Annotated in this window: 18 protein-coding genes; 8 read left to right on the plus strand and 10 right to left on the minus strand. The window is 58.2% G+C overall.

Annotated features, from left to right (window positions below; genetic code table 11):
• Window positions 1-17: 17 nt before the first annotated feature.
• From BJF97_RS23440 to syd, 6 genes are all read right to left on the minus strand, one after another.
• Window positions 18-1,358 carry an enolase C-terminal domain-like protein gene (locus tag BJF97_RS23440; RefSeq protein ID WP_014226601.1) on the minus strand — a complete coding sequence of 447 codons (1,341 nt, stop codon included), beginning with the start codon at window positions 1,356-1,358 and terminating at the stop codon, window positions 18-20.
• Complete coding sequence (gene gudP / locus BJF97_RS23445) at window positions 1,355-2,713, minus strand: galactarate/glucarate/glycerate transporter GudP (protein WP_032694675.1); 1,359 nt, start codon at window positions 2,711-2,713, stop codon at window positions 1,355-1,357. The genes BJF97_RS23440 and gudP overlap by 4 nt, the downstream gene beginning before the upstream one ends.
• Window positions 2,714-3,197: 484 nt before the next feature.
• Window positions 3,198-3,641, minus strand: a complete 444-nt coding sequence (locus BJF97_RS23450; protein WP_014226602.1) for a flavodoxin — start codon at window positions 3,639-3,641, stop codon at window positions 3,198-3,200.
• A gap of 2 nt (window positions 3,642-3,643) precedes the next feature.
• A complete protein-coding gene (gene truC / locus BJF97_RS23455; protein ID WP_014226603.1) occupies window positions 3,644-4,438 on the minus strand; it encodes a tRNA pseudouridine(65) synthase TruC in 795 nt (264 codons plus the stop codon).
• Window positions 4,438-4,767: a YqcC family protein gene (locus tag BJF97_RS23460; RefSeq protein ID WP_032694676.1), complete on the minus strand. Its 330-nt coding sequence runs from the start codon at window positions 4,765-4,767 to the stop codon at window positions 4,438-4,440. Before BJF97_RS23460 ends, truC begins: the two co-directional genes overlap by 1 nt.
• 633 nt (window positions 4,768-5,400) lie before the next feature.
• Entirely contained in the window at window positions 5,401-5,958 is a 558-nt protein-coding gene (gene syd / locus BJF97_RS23470; protein ID WP_014226606.1) for a SecY-interacting protein, read from the minus strand.
• A gap of 69 nt (window positions 5,959-6,027) precedes the next feature.
• On the opposite strand from syd, the gene queF reads away from it, so the two are divergent.
• The 5 genes from queF to BJF97_RS23495 all read left to right on the plus strand — a co-directional run bounded on the left by queF (window position 6,028) and on the right by BJF97_RS23495 (window position 12,691).
• Window positions 6,028-6,873, plus strand: a complete 846-nt coding sequence (gene queF / locus BJF97_RS23475) for an NADPH-dependent 7-cyano-7-deazaguanine reductase QueF (protein WP_004853651.1) — start codon at window positions 6,028-6,030, stop codon at window positions 6,871-6,873.
• A gap of 111 nt (window positions 6,874-6,984) precedes the next feature.
• Window positions 6,985-8,352, plus strand: coding sequence for a nucleotide 5'-monophosphate nucleosidase PpnN (gene ppnN / locus BJF97_RS23480; RefSeq protein WP_004853652.1), 1,368 nt, complete (start codon window positions 6,985-6,987; stop codon window positions 8,350-8,352).
• Window positions 8,353-8,893: 541 nt separating this feature from the next.
• Complete coding sequence (locus BJF97_RS23485) at window positions 8,894-10,183, plus strand: HAAAP family serine/threonine permease (protein WP_004124376.1); 1,290 nt, start codon at window positions 8,894-8,896, stop codon at window positions 10,181-10,183.
• Between the two features lie 50 nt (window positions 10,184-10,233).
• Window positions 10,234-11,601: an L-serine ammonia-lyase gene (locus BJF97_RS23490; protein ID WP_014226607.1), complete on the plus strand. Its 1,368-nt coding sequence runs from the start codon at window positions 10,234-10,236 to the stop codon at window positions 11,599-11,601.
• 148 nt (window positions 11,602-11,749) lie between these two features.
• On the plus strand, window positions 11,750-12,691 hold the full coding sequence (locus BJF97_RS23495; RefSeq protein ID WP_014226608.1) for an aliphatic sulfonate ABC transporter substrate-binding protein: 942 nt from the start codon (window positions 11,750-11,752) through the stop codon (window positions 12,689-12,691).
• A 165-nt stretch (window positions 12,692-12,856) separates the two neighbouring features.
• On the opposite strand, the gene BJF97_RS23500 is transcribed toward BJF97_RS23495, so the two are convergent.
• The 3 genes from BJF97_RS23500 to ssuD all read right to left on the minus strand — a co-directional run bounded on the left by BJF97_RS23500 (window position 12,857) and on the right by ssuD (window position 16,948).
• Window positions 12,857-14,263, minus strand: a complete 1,407-nt coding sequence (locus BJF97_RS23500) for an LLM class flavin-dependent oxidoreductase (protein ID WP_014226609.1) — start codon at window positions 14,261-14,263, stop codon at window positions 12,857-12,859.
• A 73-nt stretch (window positions 14,264-14,336) separates the two neighbouring features.
• On the minus strand, window positions 14,337-15,734 hold the full coding sequence (locus BJF97_RS23505) for an FAD/NAD(P)-binding protein (protein WP_032694677.1): 1,398 nt from the start codon (window positions 15,732-15,734) through the stop codon (window positions 14,337-14,339).
• Between the two features lie 41 nt (window positions 15,735-15,775).
• Complete coding sequence (gene ssuD / locus BJF97_RS23510; RefSeq protein WP_014226611.1) at window positions 15,776-16,948, minus strand: FMNH2-dependent alkanesulfonate monooxygenase; 1,173 nt, start codon at window positions 16,946-16,948, stop codon at window positions 15,776-15,778.
• A gap of 270 nt (window positions 16,949-17,218) precedes the next feature.
• Between ssuD and BJF97_RS23515 the strand changes: the two genes are divergently transcribed.
• Both BJF97_RS23515 and xni read left to right on the plus strand, forming a co-directional pair.
• Window positions 17,219-19,162 carry a sigma-54-dependent Fis family transcriptional regulator gene (locus tag BJF97_RS23515; protein WP_014226612.1) on the plus strand — a complete coding sequence of 648 codons (1,944 nt, stop codon included), beginning with the start codon at window positions 17,219-17,221 and terminating at the stop codon, window positions 19,160-19,162.
• Window positions 19,163-19,271: 109 nt separating this feature from the next.
• Complete coding sequence (gene xni, locus BJF97_RS23520) at window positions 19,272-20,027, plus strand: flap endonuclease Xni (protein WP_025108014.1); 756 nt, start codon at window positions 19,272-19,274, stop codon at window positions 20,025-20,027.
• Between the two features lie 418 nt (window positions 20,028-20,445).
• Here xni and fucA read toward each other — a convergent pair whose 3' ends face one another.
• Window positions 20,446-21,093 (minus strand): L-fuculose-phosphate aldolase, encoded by a 648-nt coding sequence (gene fucA / locus BJF97_RS23525; RefSeq protein WP_004853673.1) that lies wholly within the window; start codon window positions 21,091-21,093, stop codon window positions 20,446-20,448.
• Between the two features lie 560 nt (window positions 21,094-21,653).
• Here fucA and fucP point away from each other — a divergent pair.
• A complete protein-coding gene (gene fucP, locus BJF97_RS23530) occupies window positions 21,654-22,964 on the plus strand; it encodes an L-fucose:H+ symporter permease (protein WP_004853675.1) in 1,311 nt (436 codons plus the stop codon).
• Window positions 22,965-22,967 lie beyond the last annotated feature (3 nt).

Genomic DNA, 22,967 nt, shown 5'->3' on the forward strand with positions numbered 1-22,967 from the left:
TTTAGTCCTTATTCAAATCAGTGACGGCCGAAAACGGGGCGTTTACGGTCAAAAGTCCATCCGGGGATCAGGTACTGCATTGGGCCTGCGTCATTACGCGCGCCGCCGGGCAGCTTTTTATACGCCTCATGCGCTTTCTGTACCTGCTCCCAGTCCAGCTCAACGCCAAGTCCTGGCGCGTCCGGAACAGCAATTTTTCCGTGCTTAATCTCCAGCGGATTTTTGGTCAGACGGCAATCTCCCTCCTGCCAAATCCAGTGGGTATCAATGGCCGTGGGGTTACCCGGCGCCGCCGCGCCGACGTGGGTGAACATGGCCAGTGAAATATCAAAGTGGTTATTGGAATGGCAGCCCCAGGTCAGGCCCCAGTCATCGCACAGCTGCGCCACGCGCACCGCGCCGGACAGGGTCCAGAAGTGCGGATCGGCCAGCGGAATATCCACGGCGTTCAGCATCACCGCATGGCCCATTTCGCGCCAGTTGGTGGCGATCATGTTAGTAGCCACCGGCAAACCGGTGGCGCGGCGGAATTCCGCCATCACTTCGCGGCCGGAAAAGCCCTGCTCGGCGCCGCAGGGGTCTTCGGCGTAGGTCAGCACATCGTTCAGCCCTTTGCACAGGGCGATGGCTTCATCCAGCAGCCAGGCGCCGTTTGGGTCGACCGTAATGCGCGCATCCGGGAAACGCTTCTTCAGCGCGCGGGCGGTTTCGATCTCCTGCTCGCCGGGCAGCACGCCGCCCTTGAGTTTGAAATCTTTAAAGCCGTAGCGATCCTGCGCGGCTTCCGCCAGCCGCACCACCGCCTCGCTGTTCAGCGCTTCCTGATGACGCAGGCGATACCACGCGTGGCTGCCCGGCGTGCTTTCCAGATAGGGCAGATCGGTCTTCGTACGATCGCCCACGTAGAACAGGTAGCCCAGCACGGTCACCGCATCGCGCTGCTTGCCCGGCCCCAGCAGTTCGCAAACCGGCACGTTGAGCGCCTTGCCCAACAGATCCAGCAGCGCAGCCTCCAGCGCCGCCACCGCGTTCACCCGCAGTTCGAACGTCCAGGCGCCTTTACCAAAGGTGTCGAAATCCGCGGCCTGGTTGCCTTTATGCACCTGCTGAACCACTTTATTCAGGCGGGCGATTTCCTGCCCCAAAACCATCGGGATCGCCTCCACCAGCGTCTGATAAATCACCTCGCCGCCGGGCGCTTCGCCGACGCCGGTATTGCCGGCGCTGTCGGTCAGCACCACGATATTACGGGTAAAGTACGCGTTATGGGCACCGCCGATATTGAGCAGCATACTGTCCTGCCCGGCCACCGGGATAACCTTCATGTCCGTGATAACGGGGCTCGATTGCGTTGTCATGATGATCGTCCTGCCACAGGTTTCAGTTCAATACGCTTAATATCGCCGACCAGAACCAGATAGCTCAGCACCGCCACCAGCGCATGGACGCCCACATAAATCAGCGCGCCGTTAAACGAACCGGTGGTGCCAACGATGTAGCCAATCGCAATCGGCGTCACGATGCCGGAGATATTGCCGAACATGTTGAACAGACCGCCGCTCAGCCCGCTGATCTCTTTCGGTGCCGTATCCGCCATGACCGCCCAGCCCAGCGCGCCGATGCCTTTACCGAAGAAGGCCAGCGCCATAAAGCCGATGATCATCCACTCCACGTTGACGTAGTTACAGAACACCATCACCATCGACAGCAGCATCCCCATCACGATCGGCGTTTTACGCGCGATGTTCAGCGAGCCGGTACGACGCATCAGCCAGTCGGAAATAATCCCGCCGAGCACGCCGCCCGCGAAGCCGCAGATAGCCGGCACCGAAGCGACAAAACCGGCTTTCAGAATGGACATGCCGCGCGCCTGCACCAGATAAACCGGGAACCAGGTGATAAAGAAATAGGTTAAAGCGTTAATGCAGTACTGTCCGATATAGACGCCAATCATCATGCGGGAGCCCAGCAGCTGCTTAATTTGCCCCCATTTTACGCTAAATGGCACCTTGGCTTTGGCCGCCGCCTGATCCATATTGATCAGCGCGCCGCCTGCGGCGATGTAATCCAGCTCTTTTTGGTTCACGCCCGGATGCTGGTTGGGTTCATGAATGACCTTCAGCCAGACAAAACTGATGATAATCCCGAGGCCGCCCATAAAGAAGAACACGTGCGACCAGCCCACCTCATGGGTCAGCCAACCCATGATTGGCGCAAAAATAACGGTGGCAAAGTATTGCGCGGAGTTAAAGATAGCCACCGCGGTGCCCCTCTCCTGCGCCGGGAACCACGCCGCGACGATACGGCTGTTTCCGGGGAAAGATGGCGCTTCGGCCAGGCCGACAAGGAAACGCAGGGTAAACAGCGCGACGATAATGCCGAAGCCGCTGAAGATATCGACGAAGCCCTGCAGCAGGGTAAACATGGACCAGATAAAAATGGACCAGAAGTAGACGCGTTTTGAACCGAAGCGGTCAAGCAGCCAACCGCCCGGGATTTGGCCGATCACATAGGCCCATGAAAACGCGGAGAAAACATACCCCATGCCAACGGCGTCAAGACCAATATCTTTGGCCATCTCCGATCCGGCAATGGATAAGGTGGCGCGGTCGCCGTAGTTGAAGGATGTGACGATAAACAGCATCACCACTATCCAGTAGCGAGCATTGGTGCGCTTTTCAGCGCCGCTCGCCGCCTGACTTAATGAACTCATTGTTGCACTCCTGAATCATAGCGTTAGCTACGTTCATTCTGAACAGCACAACCTGTAGGGTACTCAGAATGACGTGTTAGTGTTTTTCATTGTTTTCGTTATATCTGGCACTGCATTGGGAACTGGCAGGGAAAGTATAAAAAGAGGGGCTAGCGGGCTCACCGTGCAAATACACAGCTTTCACCGGCTGAGTAAATGTGATTTATGGCGTATGCCTAATGAGATGGGGGATGGTTCACGGAAATGAAAAACCGCGCGCGTTCAGAGGCGGAAACGGCGGTGCAAAAGGCAGGAGTGTGAATCAACTCTCTTGACCCCGTGAAATAGCCCGGTAAAGGCCCTGGCATTATACAGGTTTTAAGGCAAATGCCCGAAGCCAGCCACGTGGAGAATTGGTACGATCTTTTTGACCGTTAATCTGGCTCTGGCATTGAACATCAGTAAAAAAGGAGCGCCCTCTAGTGTAGGGAGAGGGCGAAACTTTTTAATCGAGCAGCGACGCCCACTGCGTTACCCATGGGTTAGAGACGCTTTCGGGTTCCGGATCTTCGCTGGCGTCAATCATCAGCATCTCGCCAACGCGCGTGCCGCCCTGTTCTTGCAATAACGCATCAAACTTTAGGCCGCCGCCGCAGAAGTTAGCGTAGGTGCTATCGCCCAGGGCGATAATCCCATAGCGTAAATGCGGCTGATACATATCTTTGATGCCTTCGTACAAGGGCACGATACTGTCCGGTAAATCGCCCTGTCCGGTGGTCGATGTCACCACCAGCACATATCTACCGCTATACGACTCCCAGTCTTTGACCTCGGGATCCTCAAAGACTTTCGCCTGATGCCCCAGCCCGCTCAAAATAGCCTGCGCCTCTTCGGCGACCAGGAGCGAATTTCCATACATCGTGCCGACAAAAATTCCGACTTCTGCCATGACTATCTCCCTGAATTGACCTGTATCTCTTCATCCTGACCGCAGTCGTCGGCAAACTCAACCCTTTCATTTAGCGGGAGAAGGCCGCGCCAGCCAAACTGCGACAGCGCGCGCATCCAGACGTCGTCAAGACCGGCGCGAATAACCAACGGTTCGCCGGTAAAGGGATGCGTTAACGAGAGCTGGCTGGCGTGCAGCATCAGCCGATCGCAGCCAAAGTGCGCCGCCGCGCTGCGATTCTGCCGCAAATCGCCGTGTTTGCTATCGCCGATAATCGGATGGCGAAGATGGGCAAGATGGCGACGTAGCTGGTGTTTACGTCCGGTTTTCGGTTCCAGCTCCACCAGGCTATAGCGGGTCGTGGGGTAACGGCCGGTCGCCACCGGCATCTCTACCGTCGCCAGGCCGCGATAATGCGTCACCGCCGGCTGCGGGTCTTTATTTTCGCGGGCAAACTTATCGGCGATTTTATCCAGTTCCTCAACCAGCGGGTAATCAAGCACCGCTTCGTCGTTCAGCCAGCCGCGAGCGATCGCATGATAGCGTTTCTGCATTTGATGCTGCTCGAACTGCTGCGACAGCAATCTTCCCGCTTCGCTCGACAGCCCCATCAGCAGCACGCCGGACGTCGGCCTGTCGAGGCGATGGGCGGTGAACACGTGCTGGCCTATCTGGTCGCGCACGGTCTGCATCACCACCACTTTTTCATCACGATCCAGCCAGCTGCGGTGCACCAGCCAGCCCGATGGCTTGTTCACCGCGACCAGCCACTGGTCCTGATATAAAATCTCCAGCATCAGGCTTCGCCGCCGGCAAACAGCGCATCCAGCAGGACCAGTTCGGCCAGCACCCGCTCGCGCACGGGGTGAGCATTATCCAGAGCCATCTCATAATAGGGCGCAACGGCGAAGTTCTGCGGCAGCGGCGTTCCGCTTTCCAGAAGCTGGTGCATACGCGGAATCAATACCCACTGCAGCCATTCAAGCGGCTCCATGGTGTCGAGGCAAAACGGCTGTTCGCTGGCAAACGCGCGGCTATCGGGGGCACTATCCTGCCAGAGTTCCGTTTCGCGCAGCAGCGCTTCAATGGCGAGCAGGCGCTCGCGCACGCGATGGTCAAGAGTCATGGGAAACCTCGGTGAGTTAAAAACCGGCGCAGAATAGCAAATTCAGACGAGAAATAAAAAAAGGGAGCACTGTATAAAACAGTGCTCCCGGTTCGTTTTGCAGCAATCCAGCTACATTGGTGCTCCCTGCTCGTCCTTGAAAACTTTTCCTGAGGTCTCCTGACCATGTTCATCCATAAACAGTTGCATCCTGCTTTCACACCACCCCGATGCGAAATAACTCATCCTTAAGTCTGTCCTGATCTTCCTGATCCACCGAACGTCCCGCTCGGCTCTCGTTCTCCTTCCTGGAGGTGTCCTTTTACGCAATCCTGCGTTATCCTGTGCTTCATCCTGATGCCTGTCCTTGCAACGCCATCCTGGCGGGTCCTGCAGAAGCGTCATCATCCTGATGTTCACTTCGTTTATCAACTCCCTGTCGATGTGTATAGAATCCCTGATTCCGCCCTGTCTTACAACCCTTGTTAAGACAATATCTTAAGATTAATCGTCAGTATCCTTAATGAGAAAATCATTAATCACTTGAAAAATATTATATTTCTTAAAATACGCCCCCTGAAGGATCGGCTTAAATGATGACGATCTCTTACAGGTCTTGTAAGAGATCTCTCACAAAAGTTTGGGTACTGTGGATTACAGAACTGGCTTAAGGGAATTAAGGAAACTCGCAAGCGAGGGAGAAAGGGTCGTCCGTTTTCGGGTGCCGAGGGTCTCTTTGATCACTTCACCGCTCATATTACAGACCGAAATGACCTCCAGTTCGCTGTCCAGCGTGGCGATAAACAGCGTGGGCGACAGCTTCAAACGCTTTTGCACCAGCAGATGACCAATCAGATTCTCCTGCACCCGCTGGAAATCATCCGGGCTCCAGGTTTGCAGCAGCGTCATGGTTTCATCGGCAGTTTCATCGGCAAAACGCGCCTGCATATCGCCGGCAAACTGAGTGGTATAATAAGCATGAAGCGGTTGTTGTACCACAATCTCCAGCGCCCGTTCAACCGCGTCAATATTTTGTGCTAATGAAAACGGCTGCGGCTGCCAGAAAACGCCGTCATCATCCGTGCCGTTGACGCACGGCGACGGGATACCGTAAAGCTCTTCGCTGCGCGGCAGGCTGGAGCGCTGCTGCTGCCACGCCTCACAATAACGTTGGGTAAATGCTTGTAGCGCTTCTGCGGTTTGCTGGTCCACCGGTTTCTCTCTTCACGTTAGACAGGATACACTTGGCATATAGTGTAACCGCTTTAACTATGGTGAAACATGTCTTCTTACGATAATCATCAGGCGCTGGCCGGCCTGACGCTCGGAAAATCAACCGATTACCGCGATACCTACGACGCCAGCCTGCTTCAGGGCGTCCCGCGCAGCCTGAACCGCGACCCGCTGGATCTGCACGCCGATAACCTGCCGTTTCACGGCGCCGATATCTGGACGCTGTATGAGCTCTCCTGGCTGAACGCCAAAGGCCTGCCGCAGGTCGCCGTGGGCCACGTGGAGCTCAGCGATACCACCGTAAACCTGGTGGAATCAAAAAGCTTTAAGCTCTATCTCAACAGCTTCAACCAGACGCGCTTTGCCGACTGGCAGGCGGTCGAGGCGACGCTGGCGCGCGATCTCAGCGCCTGTGCGCAAGGAGAAGTGAAGGTAGCGCTGTATCGCCTCGATGAGCTCGAAGGCCAGCCGGTCGCTCATCTGCACGGCACCTGCATCGACGACCAGGATATTGAAATCGATAATTACCAGTTCAGCGCCGATTACCTGCAGGACGCCGCGGCCGGCAAAGTGGTCGAAGAGACCCTGGTCAGCCATCTGCTGAAGTCCAACTGCCTGATTACCCACCAGCCAGACTGGGGGTCGGTGCAAATCCAGTATCGCGGGGCGAAAATCGATCGCGAAAAGCTGCTGCGCTATCTGGTGTCATTCCGCCACCACAACGAGTTCCACGAGCAGTGCGTAGAGCGCATCTTCAATGACATTCAGCGTTTCTGCCAGCCGGAAGCCCTTTCCGTTTATGCGCGCTACACGCGACGAGGCGGTCTCGATATCAACCCGTGGCGCAGCAATACCGATTTTGTGCCGGCCACCGGTCGCCTCGCCCGTCAATAGTAAACATTTTCACAATTTGCGCGCGTTAACCCGCGCGCAAGGTTGTGAAAACGCCATCAGCAGGGCTATTGTAATCACAGGAAGACGATAATCGTCCTGTAAGGAGTTCACTTGATTACACATGTTAGCCCGCTTGGTTCAATGGATATGCTGTCGCAGCTGGAAGTGGATATGCTTAAACGCACCGCCAGCAGTGACCTGTATCAACTCTTTCGCAACTGCTCGCTTGCTGTGCTCAACTCGGGGAGCCTGACCGATAACAGCAAGGAGCTTCTGTCTCGTTTTGAAAACTTCGATATTAACGTGCTGCGTCGCGAACGCGGCGTGAAGCTGGAACTGATCAACCCGCCGGAAGACGCTTTCGTTGACGGGCGTATTATCCGTTCCCTGCAGGCCAACCTGTTTGCCGTACTGCGCGATATCCTGTTCGTCTACGGCCAGATCCACAATACCGTTCGCTTCCCGAATCTCGATCTTGAAAGCTCGGTACATATCACCAACCTGGTATTCTCCATTTTGCGTAACGCCCGCGCCCTGCACGTCGGCGAAGCGCCAAACATGATTGTCTGCTGGGGCGGCCACTCGATTAACGAAAACGAATATCTGTACGCCCGCCGCGTCGGCACCCAGCTGGGCCTGCGCGAACTGAATATCTGTACCGGCTGTGGACCGGGCGCGATGGAAGCACCGATGAAAGGCGCCGCCGTCGGCCACGCGCAGCAGCGTTACAGAGACAGCCGCTTTATCGGTATGACCGAGCCGTCGATTATCGCCGCCGAGCCGCCGAACCCGCTGGTGAACGAACTGATCATCATGCCGGATATCGAAAAACGCCTGGAGGCATTCGTGCGCATCGCCCACGGCATCATCATCTTCCCGGGCGGCGTGGGCACGGCGGAAGAGCTGCTCTATCTGCTGGGCATTTTGATGCACCCGTCGAACAAGTCGCAGGTTCTGCCGCTGATTCTCACCGGGCCAAAAGAGAGCGCCGATTATTTCCGCGTGCTGGATGAGTTTATCGTCCATACGCTGGGTGAAGCCGCCCGTCGTCACTATCGCATTATCGTTGACGACGCCGCGGAAGTGGCCCGGCAGATGAAAAAAGCGATGCCGATGGTGAAAGAGAATCGCCGCGAGACCGGCGACGCCTACAGCTTCAACTGGTCGATGCGCATTGCGCCGGACCTGCAGATGCCATTCGATCCGACCCATGAGAATATGGCCAATCTTAAGCTCTATCCGGACCAGCCGGTGGAAGTGCTGGCAGCGGATCTCCGCCGCGCCTTCTCCGGTATCGTCGCCGGTAACGTTAAAGAGGTGGGTATCCAGGCTATCGAGAAATTCGGCCCGTATAAGATTCACGGCGACCCGGCAATGATGCGCCGCATGGACGATCTGCTGCAGGGCTTTGTGGCGCAGCATCGTATGAAGCTGCCGGGCGGCACCGCTTACATCCCCTGCTACGAAATCTGTTCCTGAGTTCTCTTCTGCTCTTCTCCCGGGCGGCTTACGCCCCCGGGCTATTTCTCCCCGCCCGGGCCGCACTCTTTCTCCGCTTTTTCGCTTCTCCATTCGCCCGTATGCTTTCCAGATAAATCATTCCTTTTATGAATTTTTAGCATCGTCTTTACAAAAGCCAATCGTTTGCGTTTCCAAAAACTGCAATAAATATCACCAGGAAAAACGCCTTTTAACGTAAAAACGTCGAGAACTTCGCATTTTTACAGTAAAAACCTCGTTATTACGTCGCGCCACTATTCTCTCATATGCTGAAAATGATAGCCTCCGCGCCACAAATCTCTGGCTGATCACCAGAAACAGGCTGTTGGACTAAAATTGCTTACATTTAAAGTGGATTATTGCATTTGAGATCGCGATCACTGATGCATTCACCATATAAATGTATCTTCCCGCACCAATTGTTACGGAGAAAATGCCTAAAAAACCGTAAACAAACGAATTTCATATTATTTGGTCTTTTTTATTCAATAGATTTTGTTGCTTCCTCCAGGAGATACAGATGGAAACCACTCAAACCAGCACCATCGTTTCGGATGCTACCCGTAGCGGTTGGCGTAAGACGGACACCATGTGGATGCTGGGCCTGTACGGCACGGCTATCGGCGCGGGCGTCCTGTTTCTGCCGATCAACGCCGGCGTCGGCGGCATGATCCCGCTGATCATCATGGCGATTCTGGCCTTCCCGATGACCTTCTTCGCCCACCGCGGGATGACCCGTTTCGTGCTGTCCGGTAAGAATCCGGGCGAAGACATCACTGAAGTGGTCGAAGAGCATTTCGGCGTTGGCGCAGGTAAGCTGATTACCCTGCTCTACTTCTTCGCCATCTACCCGATTCTGCTGGTCTACAGCGTGGCGATCACCAACACCGTGGAAAGCTTTATGCTGCACCAGCTGCATATCACGCCGCCGCCTCGCGCCATTCTTTCCCTGATTCTGATTGTCGGCATGATGACCATCGTGCGCTTCGGCGAGCAGATGATTGTGAAAGCGATGAGCGTGCTGGTGTTCCCGTTCGTGGTCGCGCTGATGATTCTGGCCTTTTATCTGATCCCGCAGTGGAACGGCGCGGCGCTGGAAACCCTCTCCCTGAGCAGCGCGACCGCGACCGGCAACGGCCTGTGGATGACCCTGTGGCTGGCGATTCCGGTGATGGTGTTTTCTTTTAACCACTCGCCGATCATCTCCTCCTTCGCCGTCGCGAAACGCGAAGAGTACGGCCAGGGCGCAGAGAAAAAATGCTCCAGCATTCTGGCCCGCGCGCACATCATGATGGTGCTGACCGTCATGTTCTTCGTCTTCAGCTGCGTACTGAGCCTCTCCCCGGCGGATCTGGCGGCGGCGAAAGATCAGAACATCTCGATTCTGTCTTACCTGGCGAACCACTTTAACGCGCCGATCATCGCCTGGATGGCGCCGATCATTGCGATGATCGCCATCACTAAATCCTTCCTTGGCCACTACCTGGGCGCTCGCGAAGGCTTTAACGGCATGGTGATTAAATCCCTGCGCGGTAAAGGCAAGTCCATCGAAATCAATAAACTGAACAAAATCACCGCCCTGTTCATGCTGGTCACCACCTGGATTGTGGCGACGCTGAACCCCAGCATCCTCGGGATGATCGAAACCCTGGGCGGCCCGATTATCGCGATGATTCTGTTCCTGATGCCGATGTACGCGATTCAGAAAGTCCCGGCGATGCGTAAATACAGCGGCCACGTCAGCAACGTTTTCGTGGTGATTATGGGCCTGATTGCTATCTCCGCGATTTTCTACTCTCTGTTTAGTTAATATCCCCCGCGCCGCCTGACGGCGGCGCTCCCGACAGCACTGGATGCATCATGATCAGCGTATTCGATATTTTTAAAATCGGCATTGGCCCTTCCAGCTCCCACACCGTTGGACCGATGAAAGCGGGCAAACAATTCACGGACGATCTTATTGAGCGCGGGCTGCTTTCCGAGGTAACCAAAGTCGTCGTCGATGTCTACGGCTCCCTTTCCCTGACGGGAAAAGGCCACCATACCGATATCGCGATTATTATGGGCCTGGCGGGCAACCTGCCGGATACCGTCGACATCGACGCGATTCCCGGCTTTATCCAGGACGTCAACACCCATGGCCGCCTGATGCTGGCAAACGGCCAGCAGGAAGTGGCGTTCCCGGTCGATCGGTGCATGAATTTCCACGCCGACAACCTGTCGCGGCATGAAAACGGCATGCGTATTACCGCCCTCGGCGGCGAGAAGGTTCTCTACAGCCAGACGTATTACTCCATCGGCGGCGGGTTTATCGTCGATGAAGACCATTTCGGCGTGACCCGCGAAGCGCCGGTCGCCGTACCTTATCCGTATAAAAACGCCGCCGATCTGCAGCGCCACTGCCGCGAAAGCGGGCTATCGCTCTCCGGTCTGATGATGCAAAACGAGCTGGCGCTGCACAGTAAAGAAGCGCTGGAGCAGCATTTTGCCGCGGTCTGGGAAGTGATGAGCAGCGGAATTGAGCGCGGCATCACCACCGAGGGGGTTCTGCCGGGCAAGCTGCGGGTGCCGCGTCGCGCCGCCGCGCTGCGCCGGATGCTGGTAAGCCAGGACAACACCAACAGCGACCCGATGGCGGTCGTTGACTGGATTAACATGTTCGCCCTGGCGGTTAACGAAGAGAACGCCGCCGGCGGGCGCGTCGTGACCGCACCGACCAACGGCGCCTGCGGTATCGTACCTGCGGTGCTGGCCTACTACGACAAGTTCATCCGCAAAGTGAACGCCAACTCGCTGGCGCGCTATATGCTGGTCACCAGCGCCATTGGCTCGCTCTATAAGATGAACGCCTCGATTTCCGGCGCCGAAGTGGGCTGCCAGGGTGAAGTCGGCGTAGCCTGTTCAATGGCGGCGGCCGGTCTGGCTGAACTGCTTGGCGGCAGTCCGGGTCAGGTATGCATCGCGGCGGAAATTGGTATGGAGCACAACCTCGGTCTCACCTGCGATCCGGTTGCCGGCCAGGTGCAGGTGCCGTGCATCGAGCGTAACGCTATCGCAGCGGTCAAGGCGGTCAACGCCGCGCGTATGGCCCTGCGCCGCACCAGCGAGCCGCGGGTGTGCCTCGATAAAGTCATCGAGACCATGTACGAAACGGGCAAAGATATGAACGCCAAATATCGTGAAACCTCGCGCGGCGGCCTGGCAATGAAGATTGTCGCCTGCGATTAACGCCCCCCTCCCGGTATGCTGCGGCATGCCGGGCTTCTTTTCCCTGCCCTCCTCCTTCATTTATGTTATATAAATGATAATTTAGTTATTTATTAGTTATAAAGACGATTTGTTACCTTACGGAAAAACCGCTCAAGGAGAACAAATCATGCTCAGATTATCCCGCCCGGCGCTGCTGCTACTGCTGGCAGGCTTATCCGCTTCCGCGCTGGCGAAAGCGCCGGAAACCGTGAATATCGGTTATCAGAAAGCCAATATCTTCGCGCTGCTTAAATATCGCGGCACCCTCGATGAAAGCTTCAAAAAGCAGGGTATCGCCGTCCGCTGGATTGAATTTCCCGCCGGGCCGCAGATGCTGGAAGGGCTGAACGTCGGCAGCATCGACCTCGCCGCCACCGGCGATGCGCCGCCGGCCTTTGCTCAGGCGGCGCAGGCGGATCTGGTCTATTTAGCCCACTCCCCGGCGAACCCAAAAACCGAGGCCATCGTGGTGGCGGAAAACTCGGCAATTAAGAGCGTGGCCGATCTTAAGGGCAAGCGCGTGGGGCTCAATAAAGGCTCCGACGTAAACTACCTGCTGGTGACCGCGCTGGAGAAAGCCGGGCTGAGCTATAAAGATATCACGCCGGTCTATCTGCCGCCTGCTGACGCCCGCGCCGCCTTCCAGCGCGGCGCTATTGACGCCTGGGTTATCTGGGATCCGTTCCTCGCCGAAGTGGAAACGAACGCCAAAGCGCGACAGATTGGCAATGCCGAAGGGCTGGTGCCGCACTACACCTTCTACCTGGCCAGCCGCAAATTTGCCGACACCTATCCGGATACCGCAAAGCAGGTGGTGGATGAGCTGGGTAAACTGAGCGAATGGGCCAACAGTCATCAGGACGATGCCGCCGGGATCCTCTCCACCTCAACCGGGCTGGATAAGGCTATCTGGCTGAAGACGCTGGCGCGTCTGCCTTATGGTGCCGAGCGTATGACGCCTGCGGTCTATAACGAACAGCAGGCGCTGGCGGATACCTTCACCCGTATCGGCCTGCTGCCGGTGAAAGTCGATGTTCGCAGCGCGACCTGGTCGCTGGATAAGCAGTAAGTCTTCCCTTCCCGGGTCGCGGCGCAGGCGCCTTACCCGGGCTACCGGCCCGCAGACGGCGGTGGATCCGTAGCCCGAACAGGCGCGTCAAGCGCCGCCTCCGGGAAAAACCTCCCGCCCCACAGTTCAGTCCCTCACCCTTCGGGGAGAGGGGGACCGGCAAAATTAACTCACCTTCTCTTCACTCCCGACCGCGACCTGCGCGCCGTAGCGATAGCCTGCGCCCGGATGCGGCGCAGCCAGCCGCGGGCCGGCGCCAAACAGCTTCTCGCGCAGGGTTCCCTCGCGATACTCCTGCTTAAACACGCCGCGCTTTTGCAGCTCCGGAACCAGCAAATCCACCACGTCGCGGAAGGTTTCGTGGGTCACCGCATAGGCGAGGTTAAACCCATCGACGTCGGTCTCTTCGACCCAGGACTGCAGCTCATCGGCGACCGTCTGCGGGCTGCCGACCACCAGCGGCCCGAAGCCGCCGATTCCCGCCCAGTCCGCCAGCTTCTGCACGGTCCACTGGCTGTTCGGATCGGCGGTGGAAAACGCCTCTACCATCGACTGAATCGCGTTGGTATGCAGATACTCCAGCACCTGATCCGGCTGATACTGACCAAGGTCGATGCCGGTCCAGCCGGAGAGCAGCGCCAGCGCCCCTTCGTAGCTGACGTACGGTTTATACTCCTGCCATTTAGCCTGGGCTTCACGGTCGGTTTCGCCGACGATGACCGTCTGCATATTGAAGATCAGGATGCTGCGCGGATCGCGCCCGGCCTCCTCGGCGCGACGGCGAATATCCGCCACCGTCTTTTTCAGCAGCACTTTCGACGGCGCGCCGACAAATACGCACTCCGCGTGGCCGGCGGCGAACTGCTTGCCGCGGCTGGAGGCGCCCGCCTGATAGAGTACCGGCGTACGCTGCGGCGACGGCTCACAGAGGTGGATCCCCGGCACCGAGAAGAAGTTCCCCTGATGGTTAATCGGGTGAATTTTTCGCGGATCGCTGAAGATCTTACGTTCCCTGTCGCGCAGCACCGCGCCATCCTCCCAGCTCCCCTCCAGCAGCTTATAGACCACCTCCAGATATTCATCGGCGTAGTCGTAGCGGGCGTCGTGGTCGGTCTGCGCTTTCTGGCCAATATTACGCGCCCCGCTCTCAAGGTAGGAGGTCACGATATTCCAGCCCACTCGCCCCTTGGTCAGATGGTCGAGGGTTGAAAGACGGCGGGCGAACGGATAGGGATGCTCAAAAGAGAGCGAAGCGGTCAGGCCGAATCCCAGATGCTCCGTCACCAGCGCCATCGGCGTAATCAGCGCCAGCGGATCGTTGACCGGCACCTGCGCCGCCTGGCGGATCGCCGCATCGCCGTTGCCGTTCAGCACGTCGTAGACGCCCAGCACATCGGCGATAAATAGCCCGTCAAACTTGCCCCGCTCCAGCAGACGCGCCAGGTCGACCCAATACTCGAGGTCTTTATACTGCCAGGAGCGGTCGCGCGGATGGGCCCACAGCCCCGGCGACTGATGGCCGACGCAGTTCATATCAAAAGCGTTCAGACGAATTTCACGTTGTGATGACATAGCACTCTCCACGGCGCGCCCCGCTGTCGGGACGCGCGCATAATCGTTAAAGGAATCAGGGGATAAAAGGCGTTCAGAACGCCGGACATCGGGCGGATTGTTTGACGCCCAGGGTCCGCAGCGCTTCGTCGGCCACGGCGGCGGCATGGTCGGCCACCTGCGGCAGCCCCATTAATTCTCCGAAATACGCCCGCGCGGCGGGTCCGGAAACCAGCAGATTGGGCGTAATCCGCCCTTCCCGGCCTATCGCCCGCGAGCGGGGATCGACGTCCAGGCCAAGGCCGAACGCATCGGCGCGAATCAGCCCACGCTGGCTCAGCTGACGCAGCAGCGGCTGGCTGTCGGTCAACCCGCCGTGCGCCGGGCCGGTGGTTAAAATAAAGTGGTCAGCGCTCACCCGCAGCGTTTCACCGCGCCGGGGCGTCAGGGTTAGCGCCAGCTTTTGCGCGTCGCCTTCCAGCGCCGTCAGCCTGGCCGCCAGCACCCGCAGGCTGCCGTCGCGCTGGCGCTGCTCAAGGACCCCGGCGACCTGCGGAGCGATACGGTAGCGGTGAACGTCCCAGTAGCTGCGCAAATGACGCAGGAAGCGCTGGCGATCGGCCACCGTCAGCCCCTGCCAGATGCTCTGCCCCTGATTACGCACCGCGTCCAGCACCACCTGCCAGGCCTGTCCCTGCTCCGCCGCGCGCTCGATATCCAGACGGATTTGCCGCAGCCGCTGGCGCAGCGTTCCGCAATCGTATTCGCCAGGCCAGGGTTCACTACTGCCGCTGAGGTTGCTGCGGGACAGCAGCCCACGGCGTGAAAATGCCGCGATCGGCCCCCGATGGCCCAGACGCGTCAGGGTCGCGACGGTGTCCGCCATCGTCAGGCCGGTGCCCATGACCGCGACGCTCGCTTCCGGGGCGATAGTTGCCAGCGCGCCCGCTCGCCAGGGGTTAGCGATGAGCGCCGGATGCGTTGCGAACGGCGTCGCCAGCGACGGCAGCGAGGGCGGCGGATGGCTGATGGCCAGCACCAGCAGATCGGCCTGCAGCCGACGCCCGCCGTCGGTGACAACTTCACCATGATTAACGCTCAGCGCCTGCTCGCGCAGATGCGTCAGCCGCCCGCCGCTGGCGCGCGCCTCCTCGGCGAAACGCTGGGCGACATAGCGGCCAAACTGACCGCGCTGCGGATAGACCGCGCCGTCTGCCAGCAGGGCATGCGGGTCATCCGCAAAGGCGGGCTGGCTGCGGTACCAGCGATCGAACGCGCCCTCCTCTTCACCGGCAAGCTGCATCCGCGCGGCAGGAACGTTAATCCGATGGCTCGGTTCGGTCGTGGAGTAGGCCACGCCCGCGCCGGGCACCTCGCGCGGCTCCAGCAGCGTGACCCGCACGCCAACCGGCGCCAGGCGCAGGAGATGAATCGCCACCGCCGCACCGCTAAATCCGCCGCCGACAATCACCACGTGCGGTTCAGTTTGCATAGCCCACCGCCTTCACAAATCGGTGTAACATACGCGCCTCCTCAGCTTGCGCTGACCTGTTTCACCGGACGCTTATCGCCGCCGATGGTTTCGCCAAACGGGCCGGTATTGACGCTACGCGCCTTCGGCTGATCGTGGCCTGCCAGCGGCAATAGCGGCATGACCAGGTCAGCGAAACGATGGGCTTCTTCCAGATGCGGGTAGCCGGAGAAGATAAAGTTGGTGATACCGAGCGCCTGATATTCACGAATGCGTTCTGCCACCTGCTGCGGATTGCCGACCAGCGCCGTCCCGGCCCCGCCGCGCACCAGTCCCACGCCCGCCCACAGGTTCGGCGCAATACGCAGATTGTCGCGCGATCCTTTATGCAGCGAACTCATTCGCGCCTGGCCTGTGGAGTCCATACGGGCAAAAATTTTCTGCGCCTGGGCAATAGTTTCGTCATCAAGGTGTGAAATCAGCCGATCGGCGGCGGCCCACGCCTCCTCTTCGGTTTCGCGAACAATCACATGCAGACGAATCCCGTACTGCAACGTGCGGCCCCGGGCGGCGGCGCGCTCGCGCACTATCGCCAGCTTTTCGGCCACCAGCGCCGGCGGCTCCCCCCAGGTCAGGTAGGTATCGATTTGATCGGCGGCGACGTCGATGGCTTCCTCAGAGGAGCCGCCAAAAAACAGCGGCGGGCCGTTTTCCTGTACCGGCGGAAACAGCACTTCCGCGCCTTCCACGTGGATATGCTCGCCGTGATAATCCACCTTTTCACCTTTCAGCAGGCGCGAGTAGACGTCGAGAAATTCGCGGGTGACCTGATAGCGTTCGCCGTGGCTGAGGAAAATACCGTCGCCTTTGTTCTCCACCGGATCGCCGCCGGTCACCACGTTAATCAGCAGCCGACCGCCCGACAGGCGGTCGAGCGTCGTCGCCATCCTCGCCGCCAGCGTCGGCGGCTGCAGGCCCGGACGAACGGCCACCAGATAGCGCAGGCGGCGGGTCAACGGCGCCAGCGCCGAGGCCACCAGCCAGGAGTCTTCGCAGCTTTTCCCCGTTGGGATCAGCACGCCGTAGTAGCCGAGGCTATCGGCCGCCAGCGCCACCTGCTGCAGGTAAGGCAAATCAACCGGGCGTCCGCCCTCCGAGGTGCCCAGGTAGCGGCCATCGCCGTGGGTGGGCAGAAACCAGAACACGTTGATTTTATCGTCGGTTTTTTGCGTCATTATCCATTTCCTATATAACCATATCCGATATTTATCGAAGAGTTGTTTTAATTTGGTTATATGAGTGTTAGCGATAATCGTGCCAATGGTGAATAAAAAATTAACAGTATAAATTCAGTGAGTTACAAAAAACCGAACCTTACGCCGCTGTTGCAAATGCCGCAGCCAATGCGTCCGGACTGCGGCATTTGCAACAGACCGGCGAGTTAGCCCTCTGGTTTCCGTCCCCGGCACAGGATAACTTCAGGGCATCAAATACCGGAGGTCACCATGCTGAATCCTGAATTTCCATCCTCTACGCCCGCGCTGATCGACCCGGCGTCAAAAGCGTTTCAGAGCCTGCTGGATAAACTGGCCCCCACCGAGGCGACCGTGCTGATTGTCGGCGAAACCGGCACCGGTAAGGAGGTCGTCGCCCGCTACCTGCATCACCATAGCCCGCGCCGCCACCGGCCGTTTCTGGCCGTCAACTGCGGCGCGCTCAGCGAAAGCCTGGCGGAAGCGGAGCTGTTCGGCCATGAAAAAGGGGCGTTTACCGGCGCGGTACAAGGCCATCCCGGCTGGTTCGAGGCGGCGGAGGGCGGCACCCTGCTGCTCGATGAAATCGGCGAGCTTAGCCTGCCGCTTCAGGTCAAACTGCTGCGCGTTCTGCAGGAGCGCGAAATCACCCGCGTCGGCTCGCGCAAGGCCATTAAGGTGGACGTGCGGGTGATCGCCGCCACCCACGTGGACCTGATGCAGGCCATCCGCGAGCGTCGTTTCCGCGAAGACCTCTACTATCGCCTGAATATCGCCCTCGTCCCGCTGCCGCCGCTGCGCCAGCGTCGCCAGGATATTCCCGTACTGGCGGACCATTTTCTCTCGCTCTACGCCCGCCGCCTGGGCCGCCCGGCTCGTCGTCTGGCCCCGGAGACGCTGGCAAGGCTGATGGAGTACCCCTGGCCGGGCAATATTCGCGAGCTGGAAAACACTCTGCATAACGCGGTATTGCTGAGTAAAGAAGAGGAGATCGGCCCCGCCCAGCTGCGGCTGACGACGCTGAACAATGAGCCCTCGGCGGCGGGCGATAATGAGCTCGACGATTTTATTCGTCGTCAGCTTTCCCTGCCGGGCGAGCCGCTGTGGGAGAGGGTCACCGGGGCGTTGATACGCGGCGCGATGGCCCACAGTGACGATAATCAAAGCCAGGCCGCGGCGCTGCTCGGTATTAGCCGCCACACGCTGCGCACGCAGCTGGCCAATTTTGGCATCATTAAAAGCCGCCGCCGTCAGGAGCCCCTCTTCGGCCCGGCGGTCAACAGCGTCTCTCGCGACCGGGAACTGCGCATCGGCTTCCAGCGCTTCGGCAATCTTGGCATCCTGAAAGCGCGGCAAAGTCTCGAGCAAGCCTTTGCCAGCCGCGGCGTCAGCGTGCTGTGGAGCGAATTCCCCGCCGGGCCGCAGCTGCTGCACGCCCTCGCCTGCGATGAGATCGATTTCGGCACCACCGGCGAAGCGCCGCCGGTTTTCGCTCAGGCGAGTAACGGCGAGCTGGTCTACGTCGCCTGGGAACCGCCCGCTCCGCAAAGCGTGGCGATGGTCGTCCCGCAGCACAGCGACATTCGCACCATTGCCGACCTGCGCGGCAAGCGTATCGCGCTGAATAAGGGCTCTAACGTGCACTGGCTGCTGCTGCATATCCTGGAAGAGGCCGGGCTGGCATTAAACGACGTCAAAGTGGTCTATATTCCGCCGAAATATCCGCTGACCGCCAGCGATTACCTGGCGGTGGACGCCTGGATGATGTGGGATCCGCTGCTCAGCGACGCGGAATATAGCGGCGAATTACGGGTTGTTGCCAGCGGCGAGGGGCGCGTCAATAATCACCAGTTCTACCTGTCGCGCCGCGACTACGCCAGCCGCAATAGCGATATCATGCAGCGCCTGTTAGCCGAGCTGGCGCAGACCGGCCAGTTTATTGACCAGCACCGGGAGCAAGCCGCCGGACTGCTCTCCGCCGAGCTGGGGCTTAACGCCGCCTCTCTGACGCGCGCCTTATCGCGCCGCAGCCATCGTCCGCGGCCGATGGATCTCAACGTGATTCGCGCCCAACAAAGTATCGCCGATCGCTTTTACGCCCTTGGGCTTATCCACAAACCGGTTTCGGTGCGCGAGGCGGTCTGGTACGGCGAAGCCACCAATAGCGATCTCGGCCTGCTGATGCACGTTGATTAGCCGGAAACTGCGAGTCATCTTCCTGATTTCCCTGGCGCCAATAGCCTCATCCGCGCAGCGATGTTACCCTGAAAGGCACTGCAATAAGAGCCTATTTATGAGGATATTCGTGGCCGTTCATCTGTTAATCGTCGACGCACTTAATCTGATTCGCCGCATCCACGCGGTGCAGGGGTCACCCTGCGTCGACACCTGCCTGCATGCGCTTGAACAGCTGGTGGTCCATAGCCAGCCAACCCACGTGGTGGCGGTATTTGATGATGAAGACCGCGGCCACGGCTGGCGACATCAGCGTCTGCCCGATTATAAAGCCGGGCGCGCGCCGATGCCGGAGACCCTCGAAGCGGAAATGCCGGCGCTGCGGGCGGCGTTTGAGCAACGCGGGTTTCGCTGCTGGGCGCTCAGCGGCAGCGAAGCCGACGATCTTGCCGCGACCCTGGCGGTCAAAGTGGCGCAGGCCGGCCATCAGGCAACCATCGTTTCAACCGACAAAGGCTACTGCCAGCTGCTGTCGCCAACGATCCGCATCCGCGACTATTTTCAGAAGCGCTGGCTTGATGCGCCGTTTATCGCCAAAGAGTTTGGCGTGACGCCGGAACAGCTGCCTGACTACTGGGGGCTGGCGGGCATCAGCAGCTCAAAGGTTCCCGGCGTGGCGGGCATTGGGCCGAAAAGCGCCGCCCAGCTGTTAACCGATTTTCAGGATCTGGAAGGGATCTACGCGCGGCTGGCGGACGTGCCGGAGAAGTGGCGCAAGAAGCTGGAAGAACAGAAAGAGATGGCCTTCACCTGCCGGGACATCGCGCGCCTGCAAACCGATTTACAGCTGGACGGCAACCTCCAGCAGCTGCGGCTGTCCCGGTAGCGCCGGGCTGCGGTGCGCGCGGCTTCCCGGAGGCGATGCTGCGCATCTGTCCGGGCTACCGGATCGCAGACGGTGAGCGCATTCCCCGGGTCGCGGCTTACGCCTTACCCGGGCTACCGCAGACGGCGGAATACCTGTAGCCCGGGCAAGGCGCGTCCTGCGCCGCCCCCGGGAGCAGAGCGCAGCGTGGCACCATTTCCCCGGAGGCGATGCTGCGCATCTGTCCGGGCTACCGGCCCGCAGACGGTGAGCGCATTCCCCGGGTCGCGGCTTACGCCTTACCCGGGCTACCGCAGACGGCTGAATACCTGTAGCCCGTAGCCCGGCTAAGCGCAGCGCAAGCCGGGGAATAACAGCGCCGGGGTATCAGCCCAGCACATCTCCCGGAAGCAGCCGGCAGAAGCCTTCGCTTACGGCATCACTCTTCGATTCGCAATCCGTAGGTTTTGAATTTCTCCAGCACGATAGCAATGGCCTCGTCGCCAAGAACCGGCACTGGGTCGGTGATGGCCAGAGTGCTGAGATAAAGCTGCGCCAGCACCTCAACTTCATGCGCCAGCCACAGGGCCTTCTCCAGATTCTCTTCACAAGCGATCAGGCCATGGTGCTGCAGCAGCGTAGCTTTGCGGTTTTTCAGCGCCACGGCCACATGCTCAGACAGCTCGCGGGTACCAAACGTGGCGTAGGGCGCACAGGGGATAGAGTTACCGCCCGCCGCCGCAATCATATAGTGAATGGCGGGAATGGGACGATTGAGGATCGACACCGCCGTAGAGTGAACCGCATGATTATGTACCACCGCGTGAGCATCAGGCCGCGTCTGATAAGCCGCCATATGAAAACGCCACTCGCTGGACGGCAGTTTGCCCTGTTCATGCTGACCTTCGGCATCGATATACACAATGTGCGCTTCCGTCAGCTTTTCGTAAGGAATACCCGTTGGCGTGATCAGCATCCCCCCTTGATAACGCACGCTCACGTTACCGGCGGTTCCCTGATTTAACCCCAGGCGGGTCATTTCCAGGCAGGTATCAATAATCTGCCGGGCCAGTCTATTTCGTTCCATTCTTTACCTCTCTTTATGATGCGCAATGCGACAACAGACGGCTCGCCGGAGATGACGCTCCGACGCTGTTGAATAGCTCAAATAATTACTCACCATCATCATCCCGAATAAGCAGAAAGGAATTTACATCCGCCGGTTCTGTGATTCCTCTCACTTATTTCAGTATAAAAACAACCGTTCATTGATTTTTGCTTTCTGAAAAATGCCCGTTCTTACTAATAGATTTAAAAACGGGCATTTTACTGATAGTTTTAACAACTGCCCGTTTTCCACATAATAAAATAAATCGGTCATCGACCCTGTGGGTTTTACAATTAACTTTCTCAAACGGTCATGTTTTTCTGATTATTAAAGTGATGATAATCACATAAAACCACCGAGTGGATACGAAGTGTGACCGCTATCATATTAAAAGGCTTTTTTAATTTGAAAATGAATTCATGAGTTCACTCCGTGATGTTTATTTCACTGTTGATGTCGTCACAAGAGCTCGCCTGATTTTTGCGGTCTGGTGGGCATAAGCCGGCTGCTGAACACGCTTCTGAACCAATGAGGATGCTATGGGAAACACAACAATACAAACGCAGAGTTTTCGTGCGGTAGAGACAGGGCAAAGCAAGCGCTACATTATTCCCTTCGCCCTGCTGTGCTCGCTGTTTTTTCTTTGGGCGGTCGCAAATAATCTCAACGATATTTTATTACCACAATTTCAACAAGCCTTTACCTTAACCAACTTCCAGGCTGGACTGATTCAATCCGCCTTTTATTTCGGCTATTTCGTCATTCCCATTCCGGCCGGAATTTTGATGAAAAAGTTAAGTTATAAAGCCGGCATTATTACCGGACTGTTCTTATATGCTTTTGGCGCCGCGCTATTCTGGCCCGCCGCTGAAGTTATGAATTACACCTTATTCCTGATTGGCCTGTTTATTATTGCTGCAGGCTTAGGGTGTTTAGAAACCGCGGCAAACCCGTTTGTTACCGTCTTAGGACCAGAAAGCGGCGGTCACTTCCGGCTTAATCTTGCCCAAACGTTTAACTCGTTTGGCGCCATTATTGCGGTGGTTTTTGGGCAAAGTCTCATTTTGTCTAATGTGCCGCATCAATCGCAGGATGTGCTCGATAAAATGGCTCCGGAGCAGCTTAGCGCCTATAAACACAGCCTGGTGCTCTCGGTGCAAACCCCGTATATGATCATCGTCGCGGTTGTCTTACTGGTCGCTCTGTTGATTATGTTGACCAAATTTCCGGCCCTGCAGAGCGACGACCATAGTGACGCCAACCAGAGTTCCTTCTCCGCTTCCCTTGCTCGCCTGGTCCGCGTTCGCCACTGGCGCTGGGCGGTGCTGGCGCAGTTCTGCTACGTCGGCGCGCAAACCGCCTGCTGGAGCTATCTGATTCGCTACGCTATCGAAGAGATCCCCGGCATGACGCCCGGTTTCGCCGCCAACTATCTGACCGGCACGATGGTGTGCTTCTTTATCGGCCGCTTCTCCGGTACCTGGCTCATCAGCCGCTTCGCGCCGCATAAAGTGCTGGCAGCCTATGCCCTGCTCTCGATGATCCTGTGCCTGATTTCCGCTTTCACCGGCGGCCACGTGGGTCTGCTGGCCCTGACGCTGTGCAGCGCCTTTATGTCGATTCAGTATCCGACCATCTTCTCGCTGGGCATCAAAAACCTCGGGCAGGACACCAAATACGGCTCCTCTTTTATCGTCATGACCATTATTGGCGGCGGGATTGTCACCCCGGTGATGGGCTTTGTCAGCGACGCCGCCGGCAACATCCCCACCGCGGAGCTGGTCCCGGCGCTGTGCTTTGCCGTCATCTTCATCTTTGCCCGTTTCCGTTCGCAAACGGCAGCTAACTAAATA

Origin of the sequence: Klebsiella sp. LTGPAF-6F, from assembly GCF_001753185.1 — a bacterium.
Lineage (GTDB): Bacteria > Pseudomonadota > Gammaproteobacteria > Enterobacterales > Enterobacteriaceae > Klebsiella > Klebsiella michiganensis.

Coding starts and splice junctions, on each gene's coding strand:
- BJF97_RS23440 (WP_014226601.1), bottom strand. CDS start 1,358: ATGACAACGCAATCGAGCCCCGTTATCACGGACATGAAGGTTATCCCG.
- gudP (WP_032694675.1), bottom strand. CDS start 2,713: ATGAGTTCATTAAGTCAGGCGGCGAGCGGCGCTGAAAAGCGCACCAAT.
- BJF97_RS23450 (WP_014226602.1), bottom strand. CDS start 3,641: ATGGCAGAAGTCGGAATTTTTGTCGGCACGATGTATGGAAATTCGCTC.
- truC (WP_014226603.1), bottom strand. CDS start 4,438: ATGCTGGAGATTTTATATCAGGACCAGTGGCTGGTCGCGGTGAACAAG.
- BJF97_RS23460 (WP_032694676.1), bottom strand. CDS start 4,767: ATGACTCTTGACCATCGCGTGCGCGAGCGCCTGCTCGCCATTGAAGCG.
- queF (WP_004853651.1), top strand. CDS start 6,028: ATGTCTTCTTACGATAATCATCAGGCGCTGGCCGGCCTGACGCTCGGA.
- BJF97_RS23485 (WP_004124376.1), top strand. CDS start 8,894: ATGGAAACCACTCAAACCAGCACCATCGTTTCGGATGCTACCCGTAGC.
- BJF97_RS23490 (WP_014226607.1), top strand. CDS start 10,234: ATGATCAGCGTATTCGATATTTTTAAAATCGGCATTGGCCCTTCCAGC.
- BJF97_RS23495 (WP_014226608.1), top strand. CDS start 11,750: ATGCTCAGATTATCCCGCCCGGCGCTGCTGCTACTGCTGGCAGGCTTA.
- BJF97_RS23500 (WP_014226609.1), bottom strand. CDS start 14,263: ATGTCATCACAACGTGAAATTCGTCTGAACGCTTTTGATATGAACTGC.
- BJF97_RS23505 (WP_032694677.1), bottom strand. CDS start 15,734: ATGCAAACTGAACCGCACGTGGTGATTGTCGGCGGCGGATTTAGCGGT.
- ssuD (WP_014226611.1), bottom strand. CDS start 16,948: ATGACGCAAAAAACCGACGATAAAATCAACGTGTTCTGGTTTCTGCCC.
- BJF97_RS23515 (WP_014226612.1), top strand. CDS start 17,219: ATGCTGAATCCTGAATTTCCATCCTCTACGCCCGCGCTGATCGACCCG.
- fucA (WP_004853673.1), bottom strand. CDS start 21,093: ATGGAACGAAATAGACTGGCCCGGCAGATTATTGATACCTGCCTGGAA.
- fucP (WP_004853675.1), top strand. CDS start 21,654: ATGGGAAACACAACAATACAAACGCAGAGTTTTCGTGCGGTAGAGACA.